Source organism: Cellulomonas sp. GTC20042, assembly GCF_055389595.1.
Window position 1 is genome coordinate 733870 of record NZ_AP043678.1, and the last position, 18521, is coordinate 752390.

General features: G+C 73.5%; 22 protein-coding genes. 5 read left to right on the forward strand and 17 right to left on the reverse strand.

Annotated features, from left to right (window positions below):
- Window positions 1-202: 202 nt before the first annotated feature.
- The 13 genes from ACZ5HG_RS03395 to ACZ5HG_RS03455 all read right to left on the reverse strand — a co-directional run bounded on the left by ACZ5HG_RS03395 (window position 203) and on the right by ACZ5HG_RS03455 (window position 7953).
- Window positions 203-343 (reverse strand): hypothetical protein, encoded by a 141-nt coding sequence (locus ACZ5HG_RS03395; RefSeq protein WP_464180406.1) that lies wholly within the window; start codon window positions 341-343, stop codon window positions 203-205.
- Between the two features lie 31 nt (window positions 344-374).
- Window positions 375-923, reverse strand: a complete 549-nt coding sequence (locus tag ACZ5HG_RS03400; RefSeq protein WP_464180407.1) for a hypothetical protein — start codon at window positions 921-923, stop codon at window positions 375-377.
- Entirely contained in the window at window positions 923-1198 is a 276-nt protein-coding gene (locus tag ACZ5HG_RS03405; RefSeq protein WP_464180408.1) for a WXG100 family type VII secretion target, read from the reverse strand. The genes ACZ5HG_RS03400 and ACZ5HG_RS03405 overlap by 1 nt, the downstream gene beginning before the upstream one ends.
- Window positions 1199-1687: 489 nt before the next feature.
- Window positions 1688-1870, reverse strand: coding sequence for a hypothetical protein (locus ACZ5HG_RS03410; protein WP_464180409.1), 183 nt, complete (start codon window positions 1868-1870; stop codon window positions 1688-1690).
- Between the two features lie 168 nt (window positions 1871-2038).
- Window positions 2039-2776: a hypothetical protein gene (locus ACZ5HG_RS03415; protein ID WP_464180411.1), complete on the reverse strand. Its 738-nt coding sequence runs from the start codon at window positions 2774-2776 to the stop codon at window positions 2039-2041.
- A complete protein-coding gene (locus ACZ5HG_RS03420) occupies window positions 2773-3099 on the reverse strand; it encodes a hypothetical protein (RefSeq protein ID WP_464180412.1) in 327 nt (108 codons plus the stop codon). Before ACZ5HG_RS03420 ends, ACZ5HG_RS03415 begins: the two co-directional genes overlap by 4 nt.
- Window positions 3096-3665: a hypothetical protein gene (locus tag ACZ5HG_RS03425; RefSeq protein WP_464180413.1), complete on the reverse strand. Its 570-nt coding sequence runs from the start codon at window positions 3663-3665 to the stop codon at window positions 3096-3098. Before ACZ5HG_RS03425 ends, ACZ5HG_RS03420 begins: the two co-directional genes overlap by 4 nt.
- Window positions 3662-3997: a WXG100 family type VII secretion target gene (locus ACZ5HG_RS03430; protein WP_464180414.1), complete on the reverse strand. Its 336-nt coding sequence runs from the start codon at window positions 3995-3997 to the stop codon at window positions 3662-3664. The genes ACZ5HG_RS03425 and ACZ5HG_RS03430 overlap by 4 nt, the downstream gene beginning before the upstream one ends.
- Before the next feature lie 109 nt (window positions 3998-4106).
- Window positions 4107-5501 carry a hypothetical protein gene (locus ACZ5HG_RS03435; RefSeq protein ID WP_464180415.1) on the reverse strand — a complete coding sequence of 465 codons (1395 nt, stop codon included), beginning with the start codon at window positions 5499-5501 and terminating at the stop codon, window positions 4107-4109.
- The gene (locus ACZ5HG_RS03440; RefSeq protein ID WP_464180416.1) at window positions 5485-6810 is read right to left on the reverse strand and encodes a S8 family peptidase; all 1326 of its coding nucleotides are present in this window, start codon (window positions 6808-6810) and stop codon (window positions 5485-5487) included. The genes ACZ5HG_RS03435 and ACZ5HG_RS03440 overlap by 17 nt, the downstream gene beginning before the upstream one ends.
- A complete protein-coding gene (locus ACZ5HG_RS03445) occupies window positions 6810-7196 on the reverse strand; it encodes a hypothetical protein (protein WP_464180417.1) in 387 nt (128 codons plus the stop codon). The genes ACZ5HG_RS03440 and ACZ5HG_RS03445 overlap by 1 nt, the downstream gene beginning before the upstream one ends.
- Window positions 7197-7339: 143 nt before the next feature.
- Entirely contained in the window at window positions 7340-7624 is a 285-nt protein-coding gene (locus ACZ5HG_RS03450) for a WXG100 family type VII secretion target (RefSeq protein ID WP_464180418.1), read from the reverse strand.
- 17 nt (window positions 7625-7641) lie between these two features.
- A complete protein-coding gene (locus ACZ5HG_RS03455) occupies window positions 7642-7953 on the reverse strand; it encodes a WXG100 family type VII secretion target (RefSeq protein WP_464180419.1) in 312 nt (103 codons plus the stop codon).
- Between the two features lie 289 nt (window positions 7954-8242).
- On the opposite strand from ACZ5HG_RS03455, the gene ACZ5HG_RS03460 reads away from it, so the two are divergent.
- From ACZ5HG_RS03460 to ACZ5HG_RS03470, 3 genes are read left to right on the forward strand one after another with little or no spacing between them, the layout of a single operon-like run.
- Window positions 8243-9592 carry an EsaB/YukD family protein gene (locus ACZ5HG_RS03460; RefSeq protein WP_464180420.1) on the forward strand — a complete coding sequence of 450 codons (1350 nt, stop codon included), beginning with the start codon at window positions 8243-8245 and terminating at the stop codon, window positions 9590-9592.
- Entirely contained in the window at window positions 9593-10969 is a 1377-nt protein-coding gene (eccB, locus tag ACZ5HG_RS03465; RefSeq protein ID WP_464180421.1) for a type VII secretion protein EccB, read from the forward strand. It abuts the gene before it with no gap.
- Window positions 10966-12306, forward strand: coding sequence for a S8 family serine peptidase (locus ACZ5HG_RS03470; RefSeq protein WP_464180422.1), 1341 nt, complete (start codon window positions 10966-10968; stop codon window positions 12304-12306). The genes eccB and ACZ5HG_RS03470 overlap by 4 nt, the downstream gene beginning before the upstream one ends.
- On the opposite strand, the gene rarD is transcribed toward ACZ5HG_RS03470, so the two are convergent.
- Window positions 12227-13333: an EamA family transporter RarD gene (gene rarD / locus ACZ5HG_RS03475; RefSeq protein WP_464180423.1), complete on the reverse strand. Its 1107-nt coding sequence runs from the start codon at window positions 13331-13333 to the stop codon at window positions 12227-12229. The two genes, ACZ5HG_RS03470 and rarD, sit on opposite strands and share 80 nt — an antisense overlap.
- A gap of 220 nt (window positions 13334-13553) precedes the next feature.
- Here rarD and ACZ5HG_RS03480 point away from each other — a divergent pair, with 220 nt between their 5' ends.
- Window positions 13554-14945: an FAD-dependent oxidoreductase gene (locus tag ACZ5HG_RS03480; RefSeq protein WP_464180424.1), complete on the forward strand. Its 1392-nt coding sequence runs from the start codon at window positions 13554-13556 to the stop codon at window positions 14943-14945.
- Window positions 14946-14982: 37 nt separating this feature from the next.
- On the opposite strand, the gene ACZ5HG_RS03485 is transcribed toward ACZ5HG_RS03480, so the two are convergent.
- The 3 genes from ACZ5HG_RS03485 to ACZ5HG_RS03495 are packed head-to-tail and all read right to left on the reverse strand — an operon-like array spanning window position 14983 to window position 17479.
- Complete coding sequence (locus ACZ5HG_RS03485) at window positions 14983-15717, reverse strand: amino acid ABC transporter ATP-binding protein (protein ID WP_464180425.1); 735 nt, start codon at window positions 15715-15717, stop codon at window positions 14983-14985.
- On the reverse strand, window positions 15714-16625 hold the full coding sequence (locus tag ACZ5HG_RS03490) for an amino acid ABC transporter permease (protein ID WP_464180426.1): 912 nt from the start codon (window positions 16623-16625) through the stop codon (window positions 15714-15716). Before ACZ5HG_RS03490 ends, ACZ5HG_RS03485 begins: the two co-directional genes overlap by 4 nt.
- A complete protein-coding gene (locus tag ACZ5HG_RS03495) occupies window positions 16625-17479 on the reverse strand; it encodes an ABC transporter substrate-binding protein (RefSeq protein WP_464180427.1) in 855 nt (284 codons plus the stop codon). The genes ACZ5HG_RS03490 and ACZ5HG_RS03495 overlap by 1 nt, the downstream gene beginning before the upstream one ends.
- 126 nt (window positions 17480-17605) lie before the next feature.
- Between ACZ5HG_RS03495 and htpX the strand changes: the two genes are divergently transcribed.
- Window positions 17606-18481: a zinc metalloprotease HtpX gene (gene htpX / locus ACZ5HG_RS03500; RefSeq protein WP_464180428.1), complete on the forward strand. Its 876-nt coding sequence runs from the start codon at window positions 17606-17608 to the stop codon at window positions 18479-18481.
- Window positions 18482-18521 lie beyond the last annotated feature (40 nt).

The following is an 18521-nucleotide window of genomic DNA, read 5'->3' on the forward strand; positions in this document are numbered from 1 at the left end:
CCGCGCACAGGATCGTGAGCACGGGGTGCGGTCGAGCGCCGTCCACGTCAGGACCCTCCCGGCGAGACGAGTCGGACCAGCGGCCAGACGACGCACCACCCGAGCACGAAGCCGATCACCGCTGCCGGCACCAGGAACTGCGCCATGAGGGCCGGTCCGGACCACGGGAACGCATCCGGACGGTCTGCACGTGCCGGGGTCGTCATGACGCGACCGACCTGATCAGCACGGCGAGCGCCGAGGCGAGGCCCGAGGTGATGAAGCAGTGTGCGAACAGCCGGAGCAGGTGCGGCGTCCTGCGCAGGAGCAGCGGCGGGCGGTCCGGGTTCGGGCTCGAGGTCACGGCTGCGCTCCTCGACCCGCAGTGCGGCCGCTCATGCGCGGCCCTGTCCGAGATCCACGTCCGAGGCGAGCGCGGCGCGACGGCAGACCGCGACGACCCGATCAGCGATCGTCTCGTCGGTGCTGCGGGCCAGCCACGCCGGATCGCAGGTCACCGAGCGGACCACGCCGTACGCGGCGGTCACCCGCACACCCGTGTCCGTGGCGACGTGTGGGTCGGGGCGGGGCGCCTCGTCCGAGAGCGACACCAGTGCAGTGCTGAGCAAGGCAGCCGCGCGCTCGATCGACGTGGCGTCCGCCGCTGAGGCATCGAGCCCGATCGCGCGCAGCACCGCCACCGCCGGCTTCTGCACGGATCGGATCGCGCGGTCGACGGCTTGGGCGAGCGCCTCGGCACTGATCCGGCACCGGATCGCCGGGTCGATGGTGAGTCCGCTCAGCAGACCCCGATCGTCCACCGCCGCGACGACCGGCGCCGAGCCCGCGTCGCCGAACACCTCGACCTGCTCCCGCAAGACGGCGCGCAGCCGTTCCTGCCGCGCGCGGAGCGCCTCGAGCCGGGCGGCGACGTCGGCGTCCATCAGGCGCCCCAGATCCGGTGCACGGCGTCGGAGGAGTCGCGGTGACCGTCCACGATCCCGGTCCCGGCACGGTGGATCCGCTCGAGCATCTGCCGGCGGCGCCGCATCGAGCGGTCCCACTGGCGCCCCGCGTCCTCGTAGGTGTCGGAGGCCGCACCGGTCCACCCGTCGCGCGTCGTCGCGAGCCGTCGGTCGAGCTGCGTGAGCGTGCTGTCGAGCGCGGCGTTCGTGCGGGACCGATCAGCCAGCACCGAGTCGACCTCGGCGAAGTCCATGCCGAGGCGAGCGCCGCTGCGTGGCGGACCAACGGGTGCATCGACGTGGTCACCCATGACCGACCCCCTGCATCGAACATCTGGGCTCTGACCAGACTCTTCGTAGCAGGCCCAGGCGATCGCCAGGGGTCGGCGTAGGGGTTTCTACTCAGGCGCGCGGCGATCCGTCGTCCATGTCTCCTCGTCGATCTCCTTGATGCGAGCAGTGGTCTCCCGCACCCACGCGGGCTTCGGTATCGGCGCTTGCGCGTTCTGGGTCTCCGGCCACGGCACCCGCTCGCCCTGCCCGGCGGACGGGTCTGCCTCAGAGGACCTCGACCATGAACGCCGTCGCGCAGAACCACACCGCCACGGCCGTCACCACGCCTCCGACGGCCCACAGCAGGCTCCGGGCGGGGCGAGGTTTCGCATGCTCGGGGGTCACGGCCGACGGTGCCGGCGCGAACGGCACGCCTGCGGGTCCCGACGGCTCGGTCGGGTCGTGCGTCATCAGGAGAGCCCCGAGGCGAAGTACGGCCAGACGAGGAACCAGCCGATCACCATCCCGATCCCGAGCGACGGCAGCACGAATCTTCCGATGAGCTCTCGCCACGTCCACGGCGACCAGGGCCGGGGTCGCTGCGAGCGGGCGCGCGCTCGCGGTCCGGGGTACTGCGGCAGCGGCGCGGTCACAGGTGCTGCCACTCCAGGACGCAGCGCACGAGGACGCTGAGGAGGATGCCGACCACGGTCGGGTAGAAGCACGCCGCTGCGACGATGAGCATGTCGCGGCGATCGGCGGGGGGACGGTCGGGCGCTGGGTCGGACATGCGGTCGCTCCGGTGATCGAGAGGGGTCGGGTCAGGTGCCGGCGAACCGCGCGGTCGGCCAGCTCAGGACGCGGACCTTGTCGCCGACCGGTTCGCCTCGATGCTCGGTCGCGGCGTCGTGCAGGGCGTCGATCGCGTGGACGAGAGTGCCGAGCGCCGCGATGGCGACCAGGATGCCGATCACGGAGACAGCGGCGACGATCCCGGCGATCAGGCCGATGACGGCACCGGCCAGCTCGAAGCAGGCCCAGGCCACGTCCTGATAGAAATCCTCGACCCCGTCGGCCAGCGACTCGAGCGAGCCAGCGAGCGCGACTGCTGCGGTCGATGCGTCCTGCACGGCGTCGCGCTGCCCGTCGAAGCCCATCGAGTACATGGCGCTCGCGTCGCCGTCGTCCCAGGCCGAGGGCACCATCGCATGCAGGTTGTCGTGCCGCAGTTGGGGTGCCAGGTCGTCGCACGGATCGACGACTCGCTGTCGGAGACCGGACGCGATCGCCCGCAGCCGGTCCGGGCTGCCGAGGTAGTCGTTCAGGGTCGACGCGAGCTCGACCGCGTCACGCAGGTTCGCGATCGTCCGCTCGAGCTGGACGATCGCGACATCGGCCGCCTTGTCCTCCAGGTAGTCCTGGATCGGACGACCGGGCGGACCGGCCTTCGCCAGCGCCCGGATGAGACGTGGACCCCGCTTCTGGAGGTCGTCGAGGCCCGTGCCTGCCTCATGGAGAAGCGCGGAGTTGATCTGCCTGATCGTGTCGACATAGCTCACAGGTCGTCGATCTCCCCCTGGAGCCGCGCCAACGTCTCGACGGCGGCACCGTCTGCGCGGGCGTACACCTGAGCGGTCAGGAGCAGTCGAGTCGCGAACCCGTCGAAGGTCTCGCTCCCGTCGACGAGATAGCTGTCGAGCAGGCTCGTCACCCGTTGATAGTCCGTCCAGACCTCCTGCGCACCGGGGACGATCGAGAAGTCGGCGCGCGAGATCTTCCCGTGCACCGAGCTGCGCACCGTGTCGAGCGTGTCGCTCCAGACGGCGAAGCGCTCGGTGGCGTCGTGCTCGAGGGCAGCGATGTCCGCGGTGTAGCCGCTCATGCGTGCTCCGGCCGAAGGTCGACGTCGGAGGCGAGGGCGGTGCGGCGGCAGACCTCGACCACCTGCTCCGTGATCGCCTGATCCGTGCTGCGCGCCAGCCAGAGGGGGTCGCAGGTCACGGACCGGACGACGCCGAAGGAGGCGATCACCCGCACTCCACGCGCGGCGACGACATGGGGGTCGCGGTGGTGCGCGTCGTCGGCGAACGACGACATCGCGGCAACGATCCTGTCGGTCGTGCGCTGGAGCGCTGCGATGTCGATGCCTGTGGGCCCGCTTGTCGCGTCGAACCCGACAGCGCGCAGCGCTGCCGAGGCCGGCTGCTGAACCGAGCGGATCGCGTGGTCGATCGCCCGGGCCAGGTCTTCGGGACTGATACGGCGCCGGACGGTCAGATCGATGGTCAGGCCGTCGAGCAGACCCTGGGAATCGACCACCGCGGTCACCGCGGACACGGATGCAGATGCCGCGTCACCGAGCGCCGCGATCTGTCGCCGCACGTCCGAGTCCAGCTGCTCCTGCCTGGTCCGGAGCTCGCTGAGCAGCGCGGTGACGTCGTCGGTCATCGGGCGCCCCAGATGCGGTGCACGGAGTCCGAGGCGTCGCGGTGGAAGTCCACGACTCCCGTGCCCGCACGGCGGATCCGTTCGAGCATCTGCCGGCGGCGTTGCATGGAGCGTGCCCACTGGCGCCGGGCATCGTCATAGGCATCGGACGCGGCACCGGTCCAGCTGGAACGCAGCTGCGCGAGCCGCTGGTCGAGCTGCGTCAACGTGCTGTCCAGCGCGGCATTCGTCCGGCTGAGCTCGGCCATCAACCCGTCGACCTCCGAGAAGTGCATGCCGAGACGAGCGCTGCCGTGCTGCGGACTCGTGGGCACCCCGACGCGATCGACCATCACCGTCCCCCTGTCCGAATGCATGAGCCTGACCTGCACATTGATAGCAGTCGCGTGAGTTCAGCGAGGGCGTTCGTGTGGGTTTTCACCTAGGTGCAGCCGGGTCGGTCTACCAGGTGTCCTCGTCGATCTCCTCGACCGGGGTGCTCGTCGTGGGGAGCGCGTCGCGTCCGCCGGCTCGTGCTCCGGCTCCGAGGTCGGGTCGCGGGGCGTCGTCGTCCACGCCGAGGTCGGGGGCGAGCAGCCCCATCGACCCGCGTCGCTTCTCCTTGGACGCCCCGCCGGCGCCGCCGGACCCGCCGCCCATCGGCATGCCGCCGGACGTGCCGGCGCGCGCCCCGGAGGCGCCTGCACCGGACGCGCTGGTCTGGGAGCCCTGGGCGAGGGAGGACGTGGTCCCGCCGATCATCGAGGTCGTTCCCGCCGCGCCGCCGGCAGATCCGCCGGCGCCACCACCGATGCCGCCGAGCGTGCCCAGCCCACCGGCCGAGCCGCCCAGGCCGCCGGCGCCGCCACGTGCCCCGCCGAGCTTGCCGGCACCGAGCGCCGCGCCGCCGACCATCAGGCCGGAGGCGATCCCGCCCGCGCCGACGCCGCCGAGCGCGCCACCGGCGCCAGAGCCGGAGCCCCAGGAGCCGCCACCGGCCGAGCCGCCCGTGCCGGGCAGCGTGCCGACCGTCGAGCCGTCGGAGGACGAGCCGTCGCCGTGACCGGGGGTGTAGACGGTGCCGCCGTTGGCGCCGGAACCCTTGCCGCCGGTACCGCCGGACGAACCCGAGCCGCCCTTGCCCGAGCCGCCGCCGATGACGCTGCCCGCCGAGCCGACGCCGGACCCGCCGATGAGCGAGGGGGCGACCGCCGCCGCACCCAGGCCGAGGCCTGCGCCGGTGGCGACGGAGGAGGCGGGCAGCGCGTAGTCGATGCCGCCGCCGGATCGCGTGGAGGTGCGGGAGGTGGGGACGGTCGAGCCGCCGGTGCCGTCGGTGCCGTGCCAGTCGTCGATCCAGAAGCTACCGGGGTCCAGCGAGTTCATGCTCGCTCCGAGTGCGGACAGCGCAGCCGATGCCTCGGCCTCGCGCCGGGCCTCCCGCTGCGCGGAGAGCATGGAGGCACCGAGGTCGCCGGGCACCGTGCCCCGTCCGGGGACGTAGACCGAGGGCTGCTGGGCGATCCGTCGCTGCTCCGTGCTGCTCATCTCGCCCGGGGGCAGCTGGACGTACTCGCTGAATGCGTGGCTGATTGCGGCGCGCGCGGACTCCGCCGTGCGCATCACGCCCGTGATGCTCTCGGCCAGGGTGGCGAGGGACGAGCGCAGCGCGACCATCGGCTCGCGCGCCGCATCCGCCGAGGCGCCGCTCAGCCCGGTGTTGTCGATCAGGTGGGTGAGCGAGGTCAGCGTGGCCTCGGTCTCGTGCACCGCGCCGCGCAGCACTGATTCCGCCTCGATGGCGGCGCCGTAGTCGAGGTCCTCGACGCGGGACAGCTCGTCAGCCTTGATACCCATGGTGATCCCCCGTGACGTCGTTCTGGTCGGACTCGGACGGCCGGCGTCGCAGCAGGACGACGGTGAGGACGAGCAGCACCGCGACCAGCGCGATGCCGCCGCCGATCAACCCGATCGGCAGGCCGCCGGCCGCGGTCTCCTCGTCCGAGGGCGAGGCGCTCGGCGACGGTGTGCTGGTCGGTGCGGCAGAGGGCGTCGCGGAGGCCTCCTCCGTCGCGGTGCCGAGCACCTCGGCGCGCGTCGGTTCCCGGTCCGGGCCCTCGGTGAGCAGCGGGTTCTCGTCGGGCAGCGTGGTCGGGTCGATCGCGACGAGCGCGCGGGCGTGGACGATCCCGTACCCCCAGAGGTCGTCGCGATCGAGGTCGTGCACCTGCCCGCCGGTGGTGCGCAGGAGCGCCTGGATCATCTGGTTCGGCGTGGCGTTCGGGTGCACGGACCAGCTGAGTGCGAGCGCCCCGGCCGTGTAGGGCGCGGCGAGGGAGGAGCCGCTCGCGGTGCCGTAACCCGTGAAGTCGGGGGATATCGCGCGGATGTCGACGCCCGGTGCGTTGACGGACAGCTCCGGCCCGTACGGGTTGTTCTCCCACAGCTGCAGGGCCGAGGTGATCGATCCCACGGCGACGACGCCGTTTTTCTGCGCGAGAGGGATGAGGATCTCGGCGCGGGTGTTACCAGCGCCCGACACGAGGATGACACCGGCGCGCTGCGCCTCGGCGATGGCTGCTGTGCTGAAGAACGTGCTGCTCGAGACAGAGATGATGTCCGCGCCGTCCGCGACGGCCTGCCGCATCGCCTGGGTCGACGTGGTCGACTCCGACACGTCGAATCCCGCAGGCACCGGGCACTTCAGTGAAGTGGTGTTGAAGGCGGTCTGATCGAGGCTGATGCCGATCGCGTAGTACCGGATCGTGACGTCCGGCGCGACACCGAGGACGCCGGGCTGCCCGGCGATCCCGGCTCCCGTTCCGACGAGCAGGGAAGCGACACCGGTGCCGTGATTGGCCCTGGACTCCGTGGTCGTCGCGGGCAGCGCCGGTCCTCCTTCGGTCTCCGCGCAGTACGACGGCTCGTGGATCTGCAGGTCGGCGCCCGCGAGGTCGGGGATCGAGGCGTTGATCTGCGAGTCGAGGATCGCGATGGTCACGCCCTCGCCCCGCGTCTGCTGGTGCAGCTCGGCCATGCCGGATCCGGTGTAGTACCAGAGCCCGTCGTCGTCGGCGGCCGAGGCTGCCGGGGCCGCTGCGGCCAGCACGGTCAGGCCGAGCGCCGCGGCCAGGACCCGGCGGTAGGCGGTCATGCGTCCGCGCATCAGAAGCCGAGGTTCTTGGCCGCCGGCGTGGCTGCCTGCGGGGTCGGGACGGTCGGGGTCGTGTCGAGGCGCTCGGCGAGCTGCTGGAGCTGGAACGCGATCTCGGCGTCCTGCTGCTGCAACGCGGTGATGCTGCCGCGCAGGGCCTCGTGGAAGCGGTTGAGCTCTTCCTGCGCGCGGAGGAACCGTGCTCCGACCTGGTCGAGGGCGCCCTGGTACCGAGCCCGGAAGTCCTGCACCGAGTCGATCTGCGGCCAGGTGCCGTTCTGCAGCTCGCTGGCGCGCTGGAAGTCCTGCCGGAGCTTGCTCGTCTGGTCGGCCAGCTCGAGGAGCCGTCGCAGGCTCGCCTTGACGACCTCGTCGTCGATCTGCACGCCCGCTGCCATGCTGCTGCCCCTCTGCTGTCTGTCTGTGTCGTGCAATGGCCACCTCCCCGCGAGGGAGCGGCCACGCGGCCGCGCCGCCCCCGCGCAGGGAGCGGCCACGGCCGCGTGTCGTGCAGGTCCCGGCCCGGGGGCCGGGGTTCACCTCACCAGCGGGAGGTGTTGCCGCGCTCGGTCGACTGGTACTCGTCGCCGGAGGTCGACACCGACCGGCCGATGTCGGCCAGCAGGGCCTTCATGTCGGTCAGGGCGGCGGACCACTTGGTGCGGGCGGCCTCGTAGGCGTTGGACGCCTCGCCGGACCAGTTGGCACGCAGCGGCTGGAGCGCCCGCTCGAGGTCGGCGAGCCGGGACTCGACGTTGGTGGCGCCGGCCTGGATGTCGGCGGCGGCGGTGGACAGCCCGCCGAAGTTGACCTTCAGATCGCTCATCGTCAGCTCCTTCGTTCTCAGCCGAGCCGGCCCTGCAGGCGGCTGAAGGTGGACTGCTGGGCGTCGTCGGCGGCGGTGTAGGACGCCTGGGACGCGGTCAGGTTCGCCTCGAACTCGTTGAGCGCGTTGACGATCTTGGTGGCGTCCTCGCGCCAACGAGCCATCAGGCTGTTGAACGCGACGGCGCCCTGGCCCTGCCAGTGCGATCCGATCCCGGCGAGCTTGCCCTCGAGCGAGCTGAGCTCACGCTGAAGCTCGGCACGGCTGTTCGCGACCGCGTCGGCGCCCTGCTTGAGCGCGCCGTCTGCTGCGGAGACCTCTGCTGCCATGTCACCTCCCCTGCACGGACCCCGTCGTGGGGTCGATCCGGACGTGCGCCCCTGCGGCCACGCCGGCCCCGGCGAGTGACACCGCAGGACCGTTCGGCACGCTATCGCACGATTTCGCGCCGTCGCGAGCGCCCGTAGGGGAAAACACATGACCAGAGGTCACAAACCACACATTCAGGGCACACCCAGACGGGGGACAGGGTGTCCGTGACGCGCAGGGCGGCCGTGGTCCGGCGTTCGTGCTGGCTATGCTGACCGCCGACCGGCACGAGGTGACACAGGGGACCCGATGAACGACGCAGCCACGTCCGCGACTCCCGTCGGGACGCTCGTCCGGGTGACCGTGACCGCCGGGGGACGCCGGCTCGACCTCGGCATCCCGGGCAACGTCCCGATGGCGGAGGTCGTGCCCGGGCTCGCCCGCGCGATGAACCTCCTCGACGCGACGACCGCCCACGGCGGATACCGCCTGGTGCGCGCGGACGGCACGGCCGTGGACTCGGCGCGCAGCCTGCTGGCCGAGGGCGTGGAGGACGGTGCGGTGCTCGCGCTGGAGTCCGGCGCCCGCCGCGCCGAGGAGCGCGTGTACGACGACGTGGTCGAGGCGGTGGCCGACGCGGTCGAGGGGCAGTACGCGCCGTGGACGCCGAGCGACTCGGCGATGAGCGCGGTGTGGGCGGCCGTGGCGCTGCTGGTCGCGGGCGCGGTGCTGCTGCTCGGCGCGGACCGGACGTCGATGGTGCCCCCGGTGGTGGCGGGCGCGGCGGCGCTGCTGACGCTGGCGAGCGGTGCGGTGGTCGGCAGGGTCGGCGCGGAGCCGGCGGCGGGGCGGGTGCTGGTGCTGCTGGCTCCGGTGCTCGGCGGGGTCGCGGGCCTCACGGCGCTGAGCACCCCGCCGTCGTGGGGCTGGCCGGTGGCGCTGGCCGGCGCGGGTGCGCTGGTGGTCGGCCTGCTGGGCATGCCGGCACTGGTGGACCGGCGCGAGCTGAGCGCGGCCCCGCTGTTCACGGGTCTGGCGCTGGCGGTGACCGGCACGACGATCGAGCTGACCGGCGCGGCGCCGGGGGCGGTGCTGTCGGTGGTGGTGGCGGTGGTCGCGACCGCGAGCATCGGCGTGCCCTGGCTGGCGCTGTCCAGCACGCCGCTGCGGGTGGTGACCGCCCGCTCGGACGCGGAGATCCTCGCGGACCCGGCGCCGGTGCAGCCGGAACGGGTGCGGGCGCAGCTCGCTGCGGGGCACCGGGTGCAGGTGTCGCTGCGGGTGGCGATCGGGGTGCTGGCGCTGGCCGCGACCCCGACGATCGTCTCGACCGGGGTGGCCGGCACGGTGCTGCTGGTGCTCGGGTTCGGCGGGATGCTGCTGAGCACCCGTCAGACGTACTCCCGCCTGGACGTGCTGCTGGTGGTGTCGGTCTCGGTGGTGGGGCTGGCGGCGGTGGCCGTGGTGGCCGCGGCGGCGCACCCGCAGTGGCGCGGGCTGATGGTGGCGCTGGCCGGTGGGGCGGCGACGCTGGTCGTCGCGCTCGGGCTGGTGGCGCCGCGACGCCGGGTGGGCCTGGCCCGGGTCGGCGACTTCCTGGAGATCGCCTGCCTGGCGCTGCTGCTGCCGCTCGGTGTGACCGCGGCCGGGATGGTCTGAGTGGCTTCCAAGCGGGATCTCGTCGAGGCGCAGGGGTTCAGCCGTCGCCGCCTGCTGACCGCCTTCACCAGCGGCGCCCCGGGCGGACGCGAGCTGGAGCCGACCAAGCCGCTGCGCGGGGTGGTGGCGGGCGTGTCGCTGACCGTGCTGCTGGTGCTGGGCAGCCTCGGCTTCGGGCTGCTGAGCCCCTCGCTGCCGGACGGCTGGGACGACCAGTCGCTGGTGATCGTGGACGGCGACGGCAGCCGGTACGTGGGGATCCAGGGGACGCTGTACCCGGTGCTGAACGTGACCAGCGCGCGCCTGGTGCTGGACTCGGGATCGTTCCACGTGGTGACGGTGGACGAGGACGACATCACCGACACCCCGCGCGGCCCGACGATCGGCATCGCCGGTGCGCCGGACGAGCTGCCGTCGGCCGGACGCCTGGCGTCGAGCGGATGGCTGGCCTGCGTGGCGGAGGACGGCGGGACCTCCCTCGGCATCGGCACGCCGGAGGGCGCCGACGCCACGGTGACGCCGGTGCCGGTGGCCGCGCTGGTGCGGGTGGCGGGCACGACGTACCTGGTGGTGGACGGTGCCCGGCACCGGATCCCCGAGGGCGACGAGGCGGCGGTGCTGCGCGCGATCGGGCTGGACACGGTGCAGCCGATGACCGCGGGTGCGGACTGGCTGACGCTGGTGCCGGCGGGCACGGATCTCGCGCCGCTGACGATCGGCTCGACCGGGGCGTCCGCGCTGCCGTCGGGCTCGCTGCCGGTGGACACGCAGGTCGGCACGGTGGTCGAGGTGACCGGCACCGGCGACGAGGTGCGGCGCTACGTGGTGGACGAGCGGGGCGAGCTCGCGCCGCTGAGCGCGCTGGCGTTCCCGCTCTACCAGCTCGGTGCGGGCGAGGTCGCGGCGACCCCGCTGCGGATGACGGCGGCGGAGATCGGCGACGTGCGCACCTCGACGATCCCGGTGGCGCCGGCGGACTGGCCGCTGACGGTGCCCGCGGTGCAGACCGCGCAGGTGTGCGCGCGGCTCGTGACCGAGGACGGCAGCGCACGGATCGAGGTGGTGGCGGGGGAGCCCGGGACGACCGGCGTGCACGTGGCGCCGGGTGCCGGTGCGCTGGTCCGCGCGCAGAGCGCTGAGGGGGCGACGGCGACGGTCTCGCTGGTGGACGGGTCGGGGCGGGCCTACCCGCTGCCGGACGCGAGCGACGAGGTGCTGGCGCGGCTCGGCTACGACGCCGACGACGTGACGCGGGTGCCGCCGGCGTGGGCGTCGCTGCTGCCGACCGGGCCGACGCTGACGGTGGAGGCCGCGGCGACCGAGGTGTCCGGGTCGATCTCCGTGCCGACCGGCGGGGCGACCGCGGGGTCCTCGTGACCCGCAGCCCCGCCCGCCCGCGCCCCCGCACGCACGCCGGCACGCGCACCCGCGTCGGCGCCGTCGTGCTCGCCCTCGGCGCCCTGACGATCGCCGGCGCCCCCGTCGCGCAGGCCGCCCCGACGGCGCACGCCGCCCCCGCGCCGACCGCGCTGCCCGCCGCGACCTCCGGCGGCCAGTGCGACCAGGACGTGCCCGCCCTGGTGACCGACACCCCGCCCGCGCTGCCCCGGCTCGCTGCCGAGCAGGCCTGGCAGCAGGCCACCGGTGCCGGCGTGCTGGTCGCGGTGGTGGACTCCGGGGTCGACGCCGGCAACGCGCACCTGACCGAGGCCGTGGTGCCGGGCGTGGACCTGGTCGGCCAGGCCGGTGACGCCACCGGTCGCACCGACACCGCCGGTCACGGCACGGCGGTCGCCGGGCAGATCGCGGCGCGCCCGGTGCCGGACTCGGGCGTGGTCGGTCTCGCGCCGGACGCCACGGTGCTGCCGGTGCGGGTGTACTACGGCGACGACGACCAGGCACGCACGGCGGGCACCGCACCGGACGCCACCCGGATCGCGGCGGGCATCGACGCCGCGGTCGGTGCCGGCGCCCGGATCGTGAACGTCTCGATGAGCACCCCGGTCGACACCCCCGAGCTGCGGGACGCGGTGCGCCGGGCGGTGGAGGCCGGGTCGCTGGTGGTGGCGAGCGCGGGCAACCGCAACACCAGCAGCGACGAGACCGACGGCCCGCGCTACCCGGCGGCCTACGACGGCGTGCTCGGCGTGGCGGCGGTGGACGTGGACGACCAGCCGACGCAGGACTCGATCCACGGGGCGCACGTGGACGTGGTGGCCCCGGGCACGAACATCCTCACGGCCTTCCACGCGGCGGGGGACTGCATGCTCTCCGGCGAGGAGGCGTCCACCAGCTTCGCCACCGCGTACGTGAGCGCGGCGGCGGCGCTGCTGGCCGAGCGGTACCCGCAGGAGTCGCCCGCGCAGTGGGCCTACCGGCTGGAGGTCACCGCGGCGCGCGCGCAGCCCGCCGAGCGGGACGACCTGGTCGGCTGGGGGATCGTGCGGCCGGACCAGGCGCTGGCCTTCGTGGACGACGGCACGGCCGCCGGGCCTCAGAGCCCGGTGCGCGGGCGCGCGGCGGCGGTGGTCGCCGAGCCGCGGGTGGTGGACCTGACCACCGGCGAGGACCCGCTGGCCGAGGCGCGTGCGCGGGTGGTGTGGCCGGCGATCGGCGCGACGACCGTGGTGCTGCTCAGCGTGCTGGCGTCGCGGGCGGTGCCCCGGCGTCGTCGTGCCCGGGCCGCGCGGGCCGCGCGATCGGCTCAGCGCTGACCTCGACCCCCGCGACCTCGACCCCCGTGACCTCGACCTGCTCCACCGCGACCTCGGCGGGATCGGCCACCGGGGCGGGATCGGCCACCGGCGTCGACCCCGCCCCGCCGGACCGTGCAGCCCGCGAGGTGCGCACCCCGTCGACCGTGAGCAGGGTCAGCGCCACCCACACCAGCGCGAAGCCCCACCAGCGTGCCGGCGGCATGGTCTCGCGCAGCACGAGCACCCCGATCGCGAACTGGAGCACCGGCGCGAGGTACTGGAGCATCCCCACGGTGGCCAGCGGCAGCCGGCGGGCGGACTCCCCGAACAGCAGCAGCGGGAGCGCGGTGGCGACGCCGGTGCCGATCAGGGCGAGCGCGTGCCAGCCTCCCTCGCCGCCGAAGGTGCCGTCACCGGCGGCGTGCAGCCAGAGCAGGTAGCCGGCGGCCAGCGGCGTGAGCACCAGGGTCTCCGCGGCGAGCGCGGGCGCGGCGGCCACCGAGCGGCCGACCCGGTTCTTGATCAGCCCGTAGAAGCCGAAGGAGAAGGCGACGGTCAGAGCGATCCACGGGACCTTGCCGTAGCCGACCGTGATCACCAGCACCGCCGCGGCGCCGAAGCCGAGGGCCACCCACTGCATCCGGCGCAGCCGCTCGCGCAGCACGACCACGGCGAGCGTCACGGTGATCAGCGGGTTGATGAAGTAGCCGAGCGCGGCGTCGACCACGTGCCCGGACAGCGTCCCGTAGACGAAGGTCAGCCAGTTCACCGCGAGCAGCACCGAGGCGGCCGCGATCAGCGCCAGCGTGCGGGGCGAGCGCAGCACCGCGCCGAGGTCCCGCCAGGTGCGGGTGACCGCGAGCACCAGCGCGCAGAACACCAGCGACCAGATCACCCGGTGCGCGATGATCTCGACCGGGCCGGACGGGCGCAGCAGCGCGATGTACAGCGGCAGGAACCCCCACATCACGTAGGCGGTGACGCCGGTGCTCAGCCCGCGCGGGTCGAGGGCGGAGGGCGCGGCGGGGGAGGGTGTCGTGCTCACAGGACGGGACGGTAACCCCGCGGTGTGTCCGGACCGTGTCGTGGATCGGCCATCGGGACGGATCGGCGGCATCTCGACGCAGGTTGGCGCGGATCGCCCGGCCTAGACTGACCGCACCACCCGCGTCGGACGCCCGGTGGCCCCTGCCCGGCACGACTCGTCGGCCGCAGCCGCGGGGGCCTGCCGCACCGCGCGGGCCCTCGACACGGAAGGTACCTGCGTGAGCTCGAACCGCCCTGTCCGCGTGGCCGTCGTCGGCGCCGGACCCGCCGGGATCTACGCCTCGGACATCCTGTCCCGCTCGGGCCTGGACGTCTCGATCGACCTGATCGAACGGCTGCCGGCGCCCTTCGGGCTGGTGCGCTACGGCGTCGCCCCCGACCACCCGCGGATCAAGCAGATCATCGTGGCGCTGCACAAGGTGCTGGAGCGCGGCGACATCCGGCTGCTGTGCAACGTGGACTACGGCACCGATCTGACCCTGGACGACCTGCGCCGGCACTACGACGCGGTGATCTTCGCGACCGGCGCGATCCGGGACGCCGACCTGCCGATCCCGGGCATCGACCTGGACGGCTCCTACGGGGCCGCCGACTTCGTGTCCTGGTACGACGGCCACCCGGACGTGCCGCGCACCTGGCCGCTCACCGCGCAGCACGTCGCGGTGCTCGGTGCCGGCAACGTGGCGCTGGACGTGGCGCGGGTGCTGGCGAAGCACGCCCCCGACCTGCTGCCGACCGAGGTGCCGGCGAACGTGTACGAGATCCTGGCGAGCTCGCCGGTCACGGACGTGCACGTGTTCGCGCGGCGCGGGCCGGCGCAGGCCAAGTTCTCCCCGCTGGAGCTGCGCGAGCTCGGCCACGTGCCGGACGTCGACGTGATCGTCTACCCGGAGGACTTCGAGTTCGACGAGGGCTCGATGGCCGCGATCCACTCCTCCAACCAGACCAAGCAGGTCGTCAAGACGCTCACCGACTGGACGCTCAAGGAGCCGGAGGACCTGACCGCGAGCCGGCGGATCCACCTGCACTTCCTGCACCAGCCGGTCGAGGTGCTCGGCGAGGACGGGAAGGTCGTCGGCCTGCGCACCGAGCGCACCGTGCTCACCGGCGACGGGACCGTCGCGGGCAGCGGGCAGACCCAGGACTGGCCGGTGGAGGCGGTGTACCGCGCGGTCGGCTACTTCGGCTCCGAGCTGCCGGGGGTGCCCTTCGACGCGGCCGGCGGCGTGATCGCGAACCGCGAGGGCCGGGTGGTGGACGCCGCGGGCGAGCCGGTGCCGGGCGTCTACACGACGGGCTGGATCAAGCGCGGGCCGGTCGGCCTGATCGGGCACACCAAGTCCGACGCCAGCGAGACGATCCGCCACCTGGTCGCCGACGCCGGCGACGTGACGGAGGCGGGCAACCCGTTCCTGTCCGCCACGGAGCCCGACCCGCAGGCCGTGCTGGACACCCTGCACGCGGGCGGCGCGCGGCCGATCCAGTGGGCGGGCTGGGAGCTGCTGGACGCCTACGAGCGCGCGCTCGGCGAGCCGCACGGCCGTGAGCGGGTCAAGGTCGTCCCCCGCGAGGACATGGTCCGGGTGGCCCTGGGCCTCACCGAGGACTGAGCGGGACCGTCGGGCGCTCCGCGGGCGTCCGACGGGCTCAGCCGGCGAAACGGCGCAGGAACTCCTGCGTGCGGGGCTCGCGCGGGGCGCCGAGCACCTGCTCCGCGGGGCCCTGCTCGAGGATCCGTCCCTGGTGCAGGAAGCACACCCGGTCCGCGACGTGCCGGGCGAAGGCCATCTCGTGCGTGGCCAGCACCATCGTCGTGCCCTCGTCCTTGAGCTCGCCGAGCAGGTCCAGCACCTCGCCGACCAGCTCCGGGTCCAGCGCGCTGGTCACCTCGTCCAGCAGCATCAGCGCGGGCTGGTTCACCAGCGCCCGGGCGATGGCCACCCGCTGCTGCTGGCCGCCGGACAGCTCGTCCGGGAACGCGCCGGCCTTGGCGGCGAGGCCGACCCGCTCCAGCATGGCGGCGGCGCGCTCGCGGGCCTCGGCCTTCGGCACCCCGTGCACCAGGCGGGGCGCGAGGGCGACGTTCTCCAGCACGCGCAGGTGCGGGAACAGGTTGTAGGCCTGGAAGACCATCCCGATCCGGGCGCGGACCGCGTCGGCGTCGACGCGCGGGTCGGTGACCTCCTGGCCGGCGACCTCGATCACCCCGTCGTCCACGTCCTCCAGCAGGTTGATGCACCGCAGCAGGGTCGACTTGCCCGAGCCGGAGGCGCCGATCAGCACCACCACCTCGTGCTCGGCGACGTCGAGGGACAGGTCGTCCAGCACCACGTGGTCGCCGAAGGTCTTGCGGACCCGGTCGACGCGCAGCAGCGGGCTCATCGCATCGCCCCGGCGCCGGCGAGACCGGCCTGCGAGCCGAGCCAGCCGCCCCGGCGGGCCAGCGCGTCGGTGAACCGGGTGAGCGGGATGGTCAGCAGCACGAACAGGACTCCGGCGACGACGTAGGGCGTGAAGTTCGCGTGCGCGGCCGTCTGCATCTGCGCGGCGCGCACCGCGTCGATCGCCCCGAGGATCGAGATCAGCCCGGAGTCCTTGGACAGCGACACGAGGTCGTTCAGCAGCGGCGGCACCACCCGGCGGACCGCCTGCGGCAGCACCACGTGGCGCAGGGTCTGCCCGCGGGTCAGGCCGAGCGAGCGGGCCGAGGCGATCTGCGAGGGGTGCACCGACTCGATCCCGGCGCGGAACACCTCGGCCACGTAGGCCGAGTACGTGAGCACCAGCGCGAGCGCGCCGAGCGTGACCGCCGAGGTGGGGATGCCCTGGAGCCGCAGCCCCGGCAGGCCGAAGCCGACCAGGAACAGCACCAGGATCAGCGGCAGCCCGCGGAACACGTCCACGTAGCCGGTGGCGAGCAGCCGCAGCGGCAGGAACGCCGGCCCCTTGAGGGTGCGGGCCAGCGCGAGCAGCAGCGCCAGCGCCACGATCAGCACCGCGCAGACCACCATCACCCGGACGTTCAGCCACAGGCCCTCGAGCACCTTCGGCAGCGACTCCCAGGCGACCGCGGGGTCGAGGAAGGACTTGCGCACCCGGGGCCAGCCGGGGGAGGACGTCACGCCGAGCACGACCGCCGCGGCGACCACGAGGGTGCTGACCAGCGCCACGGTGGTGGACCGGCGGGCCCGGCCGCGACGGTAGGCGTCGCGCTCCTGCTGACGCGCCGACGGCACCCAGGCGGGCGTGGAGCCCACGGGGGTGCCGTCGGAGGGGGGTGCTGCGGGCACTACTTCAGGACCGGGGCGCCGGCGGCGTCGGTCAGCCACACCGTCTCGAGGTCGGCGAGCGTGCCGTCCTCGCGCAGCGCGTCCACCGCGTCGGTGACCGCACCGGTCAGCGCGGAGCCCTTGTCGAGCACCAGGCCGAACTGGTCCGGGTTGTCGCCGGAGGGCAGCTGGCCGACCAGCACGCCGCCGTCGAGCTCCGCGGCGGTGATGTAGAGCGCGGTGGGCAGGTCCACCACGATCGCGTCCACCAGGCCGGCGGTCAGCGCCTGCTTGACCTGGTCGTTGTCGTTGAAGACCTGGATGTCGGTGGACGGGTCGATCGCGGTCTGCGCGACCTCGATGCTCGTGGTGCCGACCATCGCGCCGAGCTTGAGGTCCTTGAGGTCCGCCAGGCTGGTCGCGGTCGCCGCCGGGGAGCCCTCCAGGGTCACCACGGCCTGCGCGGTGTCGTAGTACGAGGAGGAGAAGTCGAGGTTCTCCGCGCGCTCCGGGCTGATCGACACCTGGTTGATCGCGAAGTCGAAGGACTTGGCGCCGGGGGCGATGATCTGGTCGAAGGTCACCGGGACCCACTCGACGTGGTCGGCGTCGTAGCCGAGCTCGGCGGCCACCGCGTAGGCGACGGCGGACTCGAAGCCCTCGCCGTTGCTCGGGTCGTTGTCGACGATCCACGGCTCGTAGCCGGGGTCCGAGGTGCCGATGGTCAGCACGCCCTCGGTCAGCGTGTCCAGGGCGCCGTCGGCGGCGGCCGAGGAGTCCGCGGTGCTGCTGGGCGAGTCGTCGTCGACCGGGGCACAGGCCGCGAGCGCCAGGGCGCTCAGAGCGGCCAGGGCGATGAAGCGGGACGTGCGCACGGTGTCTCCTCGGGTTCGCGGCTGCGGTGGGGGTTGCGGGAGGTCAGCGTAGGGGAACCGTCCGGGCGGGCGCTGCGTTGTCCTGGGAGCGAGACATCTCGCGCATCACGAGGAGGAGGTCGGTCGATGGGTCACCGGCACTACAACGGGCTCAAGACGGCGCTGCTGTTCGGCGTGCTCTGGGCCGTGCTGCTGGGCATCGGCTCGTTCGTCGGCAACGGGCGGTACATCTTCCTGTTCGCCGGCTTCGGGCTGCTGGCCACCGCGTTCTCGTACTGGAACTCGGACAAGATCGCGATCCGCGCCATGCACGCCCGCCCGGTCTCCGAGATCGAGCAGCCGGCGATGTACCGGATCGTCCGCGAGCTGTCGACGTCCGCGCGCCAGCCCATGCCGCGCCTGTACGTCTCGCCGACCGCGGCGCCCAACGCCTTCGCCACCGGCCGCAACCCGCGCAACGCCGCGGTGTGCTGCACCGAGGGCATCCTGCAGATCCTCGACGAGCGGGAGCTGCGCGGGGTGCTCGGCCACGAGCTGATGCACGTCTACAACCGCGACATCCTCACCTCGTCGATCGCGGCGGCCGTCGCCGGGGTGATCACCTCCGTGGCCCAGTTCGCGCTGTTCTTCGGCGGCGGCAACGACCGTGACCGCGGCGGCAACCCGATCGCGGCCCTGCTCATGGTCTTCCTGGCCCCGCTGGCGGCCACGATGATCCAGCTCGCGATCTCGCGCACCCGCGAGTACGACGCCGACGAGGACGGCGCCGCGCTCACCGGCGACCCGCTGGCCCTCGCCTCCGCGCTGCGCAAGCTCGAGCGCGGCACGCAGGCCGCCCCGCTGCCCCAGGACCAGCGCCTGGTGGACGTCTCGCACCTGATGATCGCCAACCCGTTCAAGGGCGGCGGCGTGGGCCGGCTGTTCGCCACCCACCCGCCGATGGACGACCGGATCGCCCGTCTGGAGCGGATGGCGGGGACCGGCGGGATCGAGCGGTACTGACCGCACCTCGCCCAGGACGTCACGAGGCCCCGACCGGCAG

Bases quoted from the DNA above. Each gene is read 5' to 3' on its own strand.
- ACZ5HG_RS03420 (WP_464180412.1), bottom strand. From the start codon at position 3,099: ATGAGCGGCTACACCGCGGACATCGCTGCCCTCGAGCACGACGCCACC.
- ACZ5HG_RS03435 (WP_464180415.1), bottom strand. From the start codon at position 5,501: ATGGGTATCAAGGCTGACGAGCTGTCCCGCGTCGAGGACCTCGACTAC.
- ACZ5HG_RS03430 (WP_464180414.1), bottom strand. From the start codon at position 3,997: ATGGTCGATCGCGTCGGGGTGCCCACGAGTCCGCAGCACGGCAGCGCT.
- ACZ5HG_RS03440 (WP_464180416.1), bottom strand. From the start codon at position 6,810: ATGCGCGGACGCATGACCGCCTACCGCCGGGTCCTGGCCGCGGCGCTC.
- ACZ5HG_RS03485 (WP_464180425.1), bottom strand. From the start codon at position 15,717: ATGAGCCCGCTGCTGCGCGTCGACCGGGTCCGCAAGACCTTCGGCGAC.
- htpX (WP_464180428.1), top strand. From the start codon at position 17,606: ATGGGTCACCGGCACTACAACGGGCTCAAGACGGCGCTGCTGTTCGGC.
- ACZ5HG_RS03400 (WP_464180407.1), bottom strand. From the start codon at position 923: ATGGACGCCGACGTCGCCGCCCGGCTCGAGGCGCTCCGCGCGCGGCAG.
- ACZ5HG_RS03405 (WP_464180408.1), bottom strand. From the start codon at position 1,198: ATGGACTTCGCCGAGGTCGACTCGGTGCTGGCTGATCGGTCCCGCACG.
- ACZ5HG_RS03455 (WP_464180419.1), bottom strand. From the start codon at position 7,953: ATGGCAGCAGAGGTCTCCGCAGCAGACGGCGCGCTCAAGCAGGGCGCC.
- ACZ5HG_RS03460 (WP_464180420.1), top strand. From the start codon at position 8,243: ATGAACGACGCAGCCACGTCCGCGACTCCCGTCGGGACGCTCGTCCGG.
- ACZ5HG_RS03450 (WP_464180418.1), bottom strand. From the start codon at position 7,624: ATGAGCGATCTGAAGGTCAACTTCGGCGGGCTGTCCACCGCCGCCGCC.
- ACZ5HG_RS03445 (WP_464180417.1), bottom strand. From the start codon at position 7,196: ATGGCAGCGGGCGTGCAGATCGACGACGAGGTCGTCAAGGCGAGCCTG.
- ACZ5HG_RS03425 (WP_464180413.1), bottom strand. From the start codon at position 3,665: ATGACCGACGACGTCACCGCGCTGCTCAGCGAGCTCCGGACCAGGCAG.